Consider the following 9,581-nt stretch of genomic DNA (forward strand, 5'->3'; position numbering starts at 1 on the left):
GCTCCTTGAGAAACGAGACTCCGAATCCTCGTTTTACTCCAGGGGGCTTACTTCCGCGGCCCTTCATAGTATCTAGGGGAAGCCGAGCGTCTGACTGCCCTGGCGCATGCGCTCGAGACTGAACCCTCGCCTATCAAATCGGTTCTGCTGGTTGATCCAATTGAGAGCTATCCGTGGGCGTGGCGTCGGGTGCTTGAGAGGCTTGGGAAGTACGATGAGTGGTCTGAGAAGCCACAAGGGACAGGGCAACTGCAGGGACTTCAGGGCGCAGCGCTGTCCGCTACGTCGCATGGTGTGTTCGATCTGAGTACTTCGGAGACTCTTGACGACAGCGTGATATGGGTTCAAGCGTCGACGCGAGAGGCGGCTGAGCACTGGCTTAGTGCGCATTTCTCTCATCAGGAAGTCGACCGGCTCATCGTCTGCGAGAAATACGGCGACGTGCTGGACAGCACACTCATGGCGACCGGTTCCTTGGCCTGCGGCTTTGAGCGCCTCAGTCCGCTTCGGCCGGCGCTTCAAGCTCTGAGCCTCGCGCTCGAGATGTGCTGGACTCCGGTCAATGCCGAAAGATTGGTGGAGTTTCTCTCGCACCCAGTTGGTCCGTTTGCGCGGCAGGCGCGCGGAAGGCTAGCTCGCGCGTTCGCCGAACAGCCTGGCATTGGAGGTGGCGCGTGGATGGCAGTCAAAGAAGAGCTTGCAAAGGACGTGAATCAAGCCGCTGTGCTAGAGGATATCGCCTTCTGGCTCGAAGGGGATCAATGGGATCGCAATGACGGCATTCCAATCGAAGCACTACGGATGCGTGTCGCGCGAGTGCGCAGCGCTTTGGCCGGCAGAATGGGGATCGATGCGGAGCAGTCGGCTACGCTAATGCCGGCCCTGGACCAGTGTCTCGCCGTAATGGAAAGCCTGGACGAATTGGAGAAGCAGGGGACGGCTCGCGTCGGGCAGCGACAGATCGAGCAGCTCATCGCGCATGCCACGCCTGCGGGTGCAGGCAATCCGTGGGCCTTCGCTCAAGCCGGATGCATGCGCTCGACGTCATCTCCCGCTGCCTGCTTCGAGGCAGCGGACGAGGTGATCTGGTGGATGCCCTCAACGCCCTCGCTGGCACAGCCGCTGCCATGGTCTGAAGAGGAGATCGATGCACTACGGGAAATGGCCGTTGAGCTGTAAGCAGTCATTCATTGACGCCCTACCAAGGTAATCGATGAGTAGGGATGATGGTGTCCACCTACAACAAGGTGGACACCTGCCATGGAAGAGAAGACCCCTGAGCTCAGAGTCATTGAGTCGCGTAAGGATGGCCGTCGCAAGTTCGACGAGCAAAGCAAACGCACGCTGGTCGAGGCCTGCTTGAAGCCAGGCGTATCGGTCGCCCGGATGGCGCAGACCTACGGCGTCAATGCCAACCTGCTGCGCAAATGGATCGCGCGGCATCTGATGGAACGAGAGCAGCAGGCCTGGGCCGGGCCTTCGCAGCAGGACCACGCACCGAGTGCAAGCAGCCTTGACGAGGTTTGTATCGATCTCCCTGCGCAGGCTGCCAGCGAGGCCTTGGCAAGCAAGGCTCATGTTGCGTTTGTACCGGTCATCGCGGCACCTGCGCCATTGGTGACATCGCCACAACCCAAGGCGGTGGCCGCTGCTTTGCATGTGCGCCTTCCCAATGGGGTCGAGTTCGATCTGGGCGAGGCGCACATTGAGCAACTGGCGACGATCATTCAGATGCTGGGGAGGATGCCATGTTCCGGCTCGACGACAGCCTGAAGGTATTCCTGCATCGCGATCCCGTGGATTTCCGCGTCGGGATCAACGGCCTTTCGATCCTGGTCGAGCAGGCGATGTTGCTCAATCCGATGTCGTCGGCCCTGTACGTGTTTGGCAATCGCCGACGCGACCGGATCAAGATCCTTGGCTGGGATCGCAACGGTTTCTGGGTGCTGATGAAGCGGTTAGAGGTTGATAGGTTTACATGGCCCGACGCAACTGACATCGTCAAGCTAACCGTCGAGCAGTTGCACTGGTTGCTGGACGGCATCGACATCGCAGTCATCAAGAAACATCCCCAACGCATCTACGTGCGAACGAGTTGAACTCGCGCACGGGCATGTCGGTCCAACCCGACATGCCCATCAACGTCACGATCACCGCGGAAGAATTCGAGGAGCTGCTCGCAGAACGCGACGCAGCGCGCCAGCTCCGCCTCGAACGTGATGTACTTCAGGGTGAGTTGCGCCTGGTAAAGGCTGAGCGCGATCTGGCAGAAGAACGACTACGTGCCTATCGGCGCGAACTGTTCGGCGCCAAGAGCGAAGCGCGTGATGCGGGCCAGCTCGGGCTGTTCAACGAGGCCGAAGCACTCGCCGCCAACGCACAGCCTGCACAGGAAGACGTGCCCGGCACGAAGGCGCCGCTCACAACCGCAAGAAGCGCGGCCGCAAGCCCCTCGATCCCAATCTGCCACGCGAAGTGGTGCGTCACGACCTGCCCGAGTCCGAGCGCTTCTGTGCAAACGATGGCCACGCCCTGGTCGAGATCGGCGTCGAGATCAGCGAACAACTGGACGTGATCCCGGAACAGATCCGTGTCATCCAGCACCAGCGTGTCAAGCGCGCCTGTCCGTGCTGCGATCTGGGCATCAAGGTCACGCCGGCCCCGCCGCGTATCATCCCCCGTGGACTGTTCACCGAGTCGGCGCTGGCCTGGATTGCCACCGGCAAGTACCAGTTCGGCATGCCCCTGTATCGCCAGGCCGCATTGCTGCGCCGCTTCGGCGGCGACATCTCGGCCAATACCATCGCCGCCAGCATGGTGCGCGTGGGCCAGGCCGTGCAGCCGGTGATCAACCTGCTTCGCGACACGCTGCTTGATTCCGACATCATCTACGGCGACGAGACAACCCTCCAGGTCTTGAAGGAGTCAGGACGGCGACCACAGACGACGAGTTACATGTGGGCGCAAATGAACGGCTCAGGGCCGCCCGTGCGCTTGTTCAGCTACGCGCCGGGACGTGGCGCCAAACATGCCAAGGAGATTTACGCTGGCATCCGTCCAGGTGCGGTGTTGATAACCGATGGCTACGAGCTTTACAACGGTCTGGCAATCGAACACCAGCTCATTCACCTTGGTTGCTGGGCTCACGCGCGGCGTGCCGTGATCAAGGCCGAAGAGGCCGTGCCCAAGGCCCTGCGCACGCCGCAATTGACGGCCACGCGCTTCGTTAAACTCATTGGCAAGTTGTTTGCCGCGGAATCGCGCTCGGCCGACTGGCCGTCAGCGCAGCGACAGCGCCTGCGTCGGCGTTACAGCGCACGCGTGCTGACGGCCATCGAGAATCTGCTGCTTGAAGAGTTGCCAAACGTAGTGCCTGGCAGCCTGCTTGGAAAGGCGCTGCACTATCTGCATGGGCAGTGGCCCAAGCTCGTTCGCTACGTCGAGAATGGGGATTGGCCGATTAGCACCAACCCGGATGAAAACGCGATCCGGCCATTCGTGGTCAGCCGCAAGAGCTTCCTGTTCTCGACCTCCGTCGCCGGCGCAAAGGCCAGCGCGAACCTCTACTCGATCATCGAGACGGCCCGGGCCAATGGCATCGAGCCATATCGCTATCTGTCCTGGCTGTTCGAGCGCCTCCCGCTCGCACAGACCGCCGACGACTACACGGCGCTGCTGCCGTGGAACATGCCTGCTGCAGTCCTCTGAATCTTGCGTCGCACGCTGCAACTCTGAGGGACGTCGTTAAAAGACTGCTTACGTTGAGCTGCGTGATCCAAAGGCTCAGTTGACCTTGCAAGCTCGCCAATGGCTTCGGCCTCTGCTCGCTGCCAAGAAGCGCTTCATCCTGGTTCTTCCGCCAGAAGGTGAAGAAGAGCACCCCATTAGACAGTTGTTGTTGTTGTTGATGCCGGCTCTAAAGAAAAGCTGCCTTCATCTCGATGCGGATGATGTATCGCCATCCCTTGCTGAGCTGTCAGTTCCGTTAAACCGGATCGATCTGCCGGAAACTTCGGAGTTCATTGAGATCGGTGCGCCCGTGGCCTTCCCGAAGGAGCGCCAATCCTACACTTCGTTGGCGGAACTGTTTGACAATCCGGCCTTGTTCCACCTGAAGCGCGTTGCAAAGCTGAGCGGCACGCAGGTGATGGCAGCCGAAGAGAACAACAAACTTCTGGGTACGCTTGCGCACCGTGTAATCGAGCGATTGTTTGAGCGTGAGGATGTCCTGGGGTGGGCGTCTGAAAAGGCGGTCGAGTGGTTCAGGTCGACGATCGACCGCCTTCTGTTGGAAGAAGGAGCCCCTCTCCTGATGCTGGGTGCTGGCGTAAGCCAACAGCGATTCAAAGGAATCTGCGAAAAGGCCATTGTCTCGTTGCTCGATCGCCTCCGAGCGGCCGGCGCGCGCAAGGTGGAGACGGAGGTTAAATTCGACGGCAGTTTTGGTGCCGTTCCGCTCACGGGGAAAGTGGATCTGTTGATCGAGCTTGCGGACTCACGTGTCGTCGCGCTGGATATGAAGTGGCGTGATGACAAGCGGTTTGTCGAGCTTTTACGCAGCGGCAACTACCTGCAGCTTGCGTTGTACGCCATGCTGGTCGAGCAGAATCGGAATACGCCTCCCGCAGCTTTGGGCTACTTCATTTTTGAGTCCGGCGCGATGTACATCACGGCGCCGGATGTCATGCCTGGGGCACTGGTTCGCGAGCCTCGCAATGATGTCTCGGCTCAGGAGCTCTTGCGCCGCGCGAGCGAAAGCTGGAAATGGCGCGCCGAACAGATGAAAAAGGGACGTATTGACATCGTCGTGAAGGAGTCCCTCGCGCAATTTCAAGGTCCGCAAGGAACACTGCCAGTGGAGGGTTCCAAACCGTGGCACAAGGAACACCTGATTTTGCTGGGAGGCTGGGACAAATGAATGGCATCGAGTTCATTAGTGCTGGCGCGGGCAGTGGCAAGACATATCGGCTGACGCAAACAATTGCTCAAGCGCTGGAGAGCGGGACGGCGCGGCCGCATGCCATCCTGGCAACCACGTTTACGGTAAAGGCTGCGACCGAGCTCCGTGAGCGGGCCCGGTCATGGCTTCTTGAGCAAAGGCGCCTAGATCTCGCTACTGCAATTGGTCAAGCGAAGATTGGCACCATCAACAGCGTATGTGGCCAGATGCTCAAGAGGTTCTGCTTCGAGCTCGGGATGTCACCCGACCAGACGGTACTTAGCGAAGTGCAGAGCGATCGCTTGTTGGCGACTGCCTTGGACGAAACGCTCGACGAGTCCGGCCAAGCTGAACTTGTGGGATTGACGGCTCGATTCGGTATCGATCATGCAGATTGGGCCAAGCCAATCGGGGCGATCGTCAAGGCTGCCCGAGGCAATGACATCTTCCCGGATCGGCTGCGGTATATGGGCAGTCGCAATGCCGACCTCATGCTTGCAAATTGGCCTACCCCCACGGCACAGGACCCGACACCTGCGTTCAGGGATGCGCTGCGGATCGCGGAAGAGCAGACCAGTGCGCTTATTGAGGCTCAGCGTGCCTCCGGCGCGAAGATTGCCAAGAATCTGACCGACGGATTGCAGGAACTGCAGCGGCTGTACCGGGTATTCAGCGAGGGCCATTGGGTCTGGGGCGACTGGCTTGCCGCCAACACGCTCGATGCGGGGGCCAAAGCACGAGACTTCGTGGCACTCGTGCAGGAATTCGCGCTGGCCCACGAGACTCATCCGCTATTCCATCGCGAGGTTCGTCGCTATCTTGAGCTTGTGTTTGGCCTCGCCGCAGATGCCTTGGAGCGTTATGCCGAGGTAAAACGAACACTCGGTGCGGTCGACTTTGCTGATCAGGAAGTCCTGCTTCTCAAGATCGTACGGGATAATGCCGAAGTCAGGGCGGCGCTGAAGAGCGAGCTCGATCTTGTCGTAGTGGATGAGTTCCAGGACACCAATCCGTTACAGCTTGCTCTCTTTGTCGAACTAGCCGAGCTGGCCAAGCAATCTGTATGGGTTGGGGATCCAAAGCAGGCGATCTATGGCTTCCGAGGGTCTGACGCCGCGCTAATCAATGGCGTACTCGAGTCTATTACGAAGTGGGGTGGGAAACTAAGCGTTCCGCTCACGACTTCGCGTCGTTCGGTTCCGGCGTTGGTGTCTCTGTCGAATGCCGTCTTTGAACCGGCGTTCGCCGATACCATGGCCCCTGAGGCTATCAATCTGACAGCTTTCCGGGAGGACATCCCCGACCAGCCGAGCCTGTTCAACTGGGACTTTACCTCCAGTAGGAACGATAAAGATTACCTGGCGTTCGGTGCTGCCGTGCGCGAACTCATCGAGTCCAGGTTGCAGGTGTTTGACAAGTCCTCCAGCGTACTTCGTCCAGTTCAACCCGGTGACATCGCGGTGCTTTGTCGCGAACATGACCAGGTGGATCTCGCAGTTGCTTCGCTCGTTCGCTGGGGTATCGCATCCGCTAGTCCGCGGTCAGGGTTGCTTGGCACAGCAGAAGCGATCTTCGTATTGGCGTGCCTGAGGCGGCTTCTCGATGGCAACGATACAGTTGCGACGGCGCTGATTGTCAGTTTGAGCGATGGCGTGCCCGCAAACGAGTGGTTGAGCGATCGACTGAGGTTTATCGAGCGCGATGACGTCCAGCGTCGGGACTGGCGAGTAACAGGTGAGGCGGCACAGCCGACACTTTTGCGCCTGGAGGCTCTCCGGCCCAAGCTGAATGGCTTGACGCCGTCGGAGGCGGTCACGATGGTCAAGTCAGAGTCGCACGCGGCCCGGATTGTGAGCCAATGGGCGCGCTCTCCACAAGAGGCCAGGGCCCGGGTCGCAAACATCGAAGCTCTGGCGGCCCTTGCGAAAACCTATGAATCTGAGTGCGCCGCGACCAGGCAGCCTGCTACGGTGAGCGGACTGCTTCGCTGGTTTGAGTTGCTGGCGGCAAGCAAAAATGATGATCGTGCTACCTCTGCGGGTGATGCCGTAACAGTGATGACGCATCATGGGGCAAAGGGACTGGAGTGGCCAGTGGCCATTCTGACATCGCTTGGCAGCGAAGCCCGGACGGCCTTGTGGAGCGTCCGGGCGCGCACCGATGGCGACTTTGACCCGTCGCGGCCACTCGACGGGCGATTTGTCCACTTCTGGCTGAAAACCTGGGGGAAGCGGAAGAAGCCTGCTGCGGTTGAAAACGCAGAGCAATCGGAGCTCGGCAAGGCAATGGCCGACGCTGCGTTAAAAGAGAATAAGCGGTTAATGTACGTTAGCATGACGCGTGCGCGCGATGCGATGGTGCTCATGTCTGCAGTACGGAAGGCGCCGAACCGTCAATGGATGGACGAGCTCGGCGCGAGCGATCTCCTATTTGGCGAGACCGGAACTGTGGTCTTGCCGGACGGAACTCAGGTCCATCGTGAAACTCGATCCTGGGAGGCGGACAGCTGTGCGGAGGGGCCAGAGAAGCCCGCACCCATCAACTGCAACTGGTTCAAGTATGCGGGCAGACGTGACGCGGTGCCGCTGTGGAGTCGCCCCAGCGATGCACAGGCCGGAAATTATGCTGTCGCACACACCGAACAGGTCGGACAGCGCGTGGCACTTCAGGGCAAAGTCGATATGGCGGTCCTGGGTACAGCGATGCATCATTGCATCGCTCGCGCTGGTGTCCGGGGCAATGCTGAGCTAAGCGACGTCTCTCGAATCTTGCGCAATTGGGCCGTCGATCATGTCATAGACGAGATGGAGGTTCAGGCTCAGGTCCAAGCGTTCGTGGATTGGGTCAGAGGACGGTGGCCTGGAAGCAAGCTGCACGTCGAGGTCCCACTTGAGTCTGGATTAGCCGATGGCATTCGGCTGCGTGGACGCATCGATTTTCTGGTCGAGACGACAGAAGGTTGGATTCTACTTGACCACAAATCGAACCCTGGCGGGATGGAACGAGACGACGCGCTTGCCCAAACCTATGGTGCCCAGCTTGCGCTGTATGCCGAGGCACTTGCGAAAACCACCGAACGCCCGGTCAACGAGCAGTGGTTGTACTTACCAGTGGCTGGACGCGCCGTTCGCCTGGAGTCGGTCGCAAAGCAGTAATCAGAAGGCAAAAGTCGACCATCCGTCTTGGCTGGAAATTCCGCGTACGGCGCGAAATATCAAGAAAGGTGCGCAATATGAGGAGTACTGGACAGGGATGCCCGGCACCTCGTTGAGACGCCTGATGCCAGTGAGCGCAGCCTGTGTGACCGGCCACATCCCACTTCAGAGGGGTGTGGCCGTCCCAATTGGGTGATGTTCGGCGGCGCGTCCTACTTGTATCGTAGAGTCCTATACATTCGCGAAACCATGGCGGGCGCCAAGACAATTTCGGTGAGCTATCGGGTCTCCGTGCGGTTCAAGCAATTGCTTGCAGTCGCCGCAGATCGTGATCGCCGCTCGCAGACGAACATGCTTGAGCATCTACTGTTCGAGTATTGCGAATCGCATGGCATTCAGCCTGATGACGCAGGCTGCAATGCGATTGAGTCGGTACAGGAAGAGCCCAAGTAGTCGTCAAGGGATCCGGGGATGTCACTCAGCTGGAAAGAGTAGGTATGCCAAAAACAAAATCTATGGTCACCCCCGTTTTTGCAACCTTGATTTTCGACGATGTGGTTGGCTTGCCTAAATCTATCCGGCGTCGTTGTGGGGATCGCTCCCCGCGCCACGATGAGAGTCGCGCCTGGCGGTCCTGAAAAGGTTCTCGGCTTCGAAAGCCGATTTTTTTGCGAGGTTCTCCGTCAGGCCGGTGTGCCGTTCACGTCATCAAATTTCAGCGATCGCAAAACCAGATGGGTTGACTTCGGTAAAGCAGTAAGCGGGATCGGACTGATCAGATCGGCATGGCAGCCGCTCCCGTAGCAAAAACAGTATTGCGGGTTGCCAACGCCCAAGCCGTGCGAGCCAGCTTGTTCGCGAGGGCACAGGCCACGACGTTTGAGTGCCGTCGCGCCAGCATTGCACGGACCCAATCGGCGAGGGGGCCGCTCTGCCGCTCAAGCCGCTGCATGTAAGCTCGAGCACACTGAACCAGGAGGCGCCGGATGTTTTTGTCGCCCCTCTTACTGATCCCCAGTAGTTTGGCCTTGCCGCCCGTGCTGTACTGCCGTGGCACGAGTCCGATGGATGCCGCGAAGTCCCGGCTGCATCCGTACTGCTTGCCGTCGCCCATCTCAGCCGCCAGCACGCTTGCAGTTACCGGGCCAACGCCGGGAATCGTCAGAAGACGCTGGCCTAGCTCGTCGTCGGCCAGTTGCCGGCTCAGTTCTTTGTCGATCTCGCCGATCTGTTCGCTCAGGTACTTGAAGTGAGCATGAAGGCGTTCGAGGATGGCGACTAGGCGTGGTGGCAGTGGATGCTCGGCGAGCACAGCCGGAAGGCGCATGATAACGGCCTTGCCGATCGGCAGGCTGATACCGAATTCGAGCAGAAAACCATGCATTTGGTTGACGGCTTTTACCCGATCACGCACTAGTACAACATCCCGCAAATATCTTTAATAATTATCGGGCTGTAAATAGGGCTCCAGGAGCGTGACGATCAAC

The 9,581-nt window shown here is 59.3% G+C and carries 6 protein-coding genes and 2 pseudogenes; 7 read left to right on the forward strand and 1 reads right to left on the reverse strand.

What is annotated here, in order from left to right:
• Positions 1-294 precede the first annotated feature (294 nt).
• From J8I82_RS36490 to J8I82_RS36520, 7 genes and pseudogenes are all read left to right on the forward strand, one after another.
• On the forward strand, positions 295-1,179 hold the full coding sequence (locus tag J8I82_RS36490) for a hypothetical protein (RefSeq protein ID WP_209765311.1): 885 nt from the start codon (positions 295-297) through the stop codon (positions 1,177-1,179).
• Between the two features lie 81 nt (positions 1,180-1,260).
• On the forward strand, positions 1,261-1,773 hold the full coding sequence (locus tag J8I82_RS36495; protein WP_209765313.1) for a transposase: 513 nt from the start codon (positions 1,261-1,263) through the stop codon (positions 1,771-1,773).
• Positions 1,749-2,099, forward strand: coding sequence for an IS66 family insertion sequence element accessory protein TnpB (tnpB, locus tag J8I82_RS36500; protein WP_209765315.1), 351 nt, complete (start codon positions 1,749-1,751; stop codon positions 2,097-2,099). The genes J8I82_RS36495 and tnpB overlap by 25 nt, the downstream gene beginning before the upstream one ends.
• 32 nt (positions 2,100-2,131) lie before the next feature.
• Positions 2,132-3,708 (forward strand): annotated as a pseudogene (gene tnpC / locus J8I82_RS36505) (IS66 family transposase).
• Positions 3,709-3,793: 85 nt separating this feature from the next.
• Complete coding sequence (locus tag J8I82_RS36510; RefSeq protein ID WP_209765317.1) at positions 3,794-4,918, forward strand: PD-(D/E)XK nuclease family protein; 1,125 nt, start codon at positions 3,794-3,796, stop codon at positions 4,916-4,918.
• Positions 4,915-8,094, forward strand: coding sequence for a UvrD-helicase domain-containing protein (locus tag J8I82_RS36515; RefSeq protein ID WP_209765320.1), 3,180 nt, complete (start codon positions 4,915-4,917; stop codon positions 8,092-8,094). Before J8I82_RS36510 ends, J8I82_RS36515 begins: the two co-directional genes overlap by 4 nt.
• Positions 8,095-8,343: 249 nt before the next feature.
• Complete coding sequence (locus J8I82_RS36520) at positions 8,344-8,547, forward strand: hypothetical protein (RefSeq protein ID WP_245180603.1); 204 nt, start codon at positions 8,344-8,346, stop codon at positions 8,545-8,547.
• A gap of 322 nt (positions 8,548-8,869) precedes the next feature.
• Here the strand turns inward: J8I82_RS36520 and J8I82_RS36525 are convergent.
• Positions 8,870-9,511 (reverse strand): annotated as a pseudogene (locus J8I82_RS36525) (IS110 family RNA-guided transposase); the annotation flags it as partial.
• Positions 9,512-9,581 lie beyond the last annotated feature (70 nt).

The sequence above is a fragment of the Cupriavidus consociatus genome (assembly GCF_017814975.1).
Taxonomy (GTDB): domain Bacteria; phylum Pseudomonadota; class Gammaproteobacteria; order Burkholderiales; family Burkholderiaceae; genus Cupriavidus; species Cupriavidus consociatus.

Excerpts from the sequence above, each read along its gene's own strand:
- J8I82_RS36515 (WP_209765320.1), top strand. The coding sequence starts at position 4,915 with ATGAATGGCATCGAGTTCATTAGTGCTGGCGCGGGCAGTGGCAAGACA.
- J8I82_RS36495 (WP_209765313.1), top strand. The coding sequence starts at position 1,261 with ATGGAAGAGAAGACCCCTGAGCTCAGAGTCATTGAGTCGCGTAAGGAT.
- J8I82_RS36520 (WP_245180603.1), top strand. The coding sequence starts at position 8,344 with ATGGCGGGCGCCAAGACAATTTCGGTGAGCTATCGGGTCTCCGTGCGG.
- tnpB (WP_209765315.1), top strand. The coding sequence starts at position 1,749 with ATGTTCCGGCTCGACGACAGCCTGAAGGTATTCCTGCATCGCGATCCC.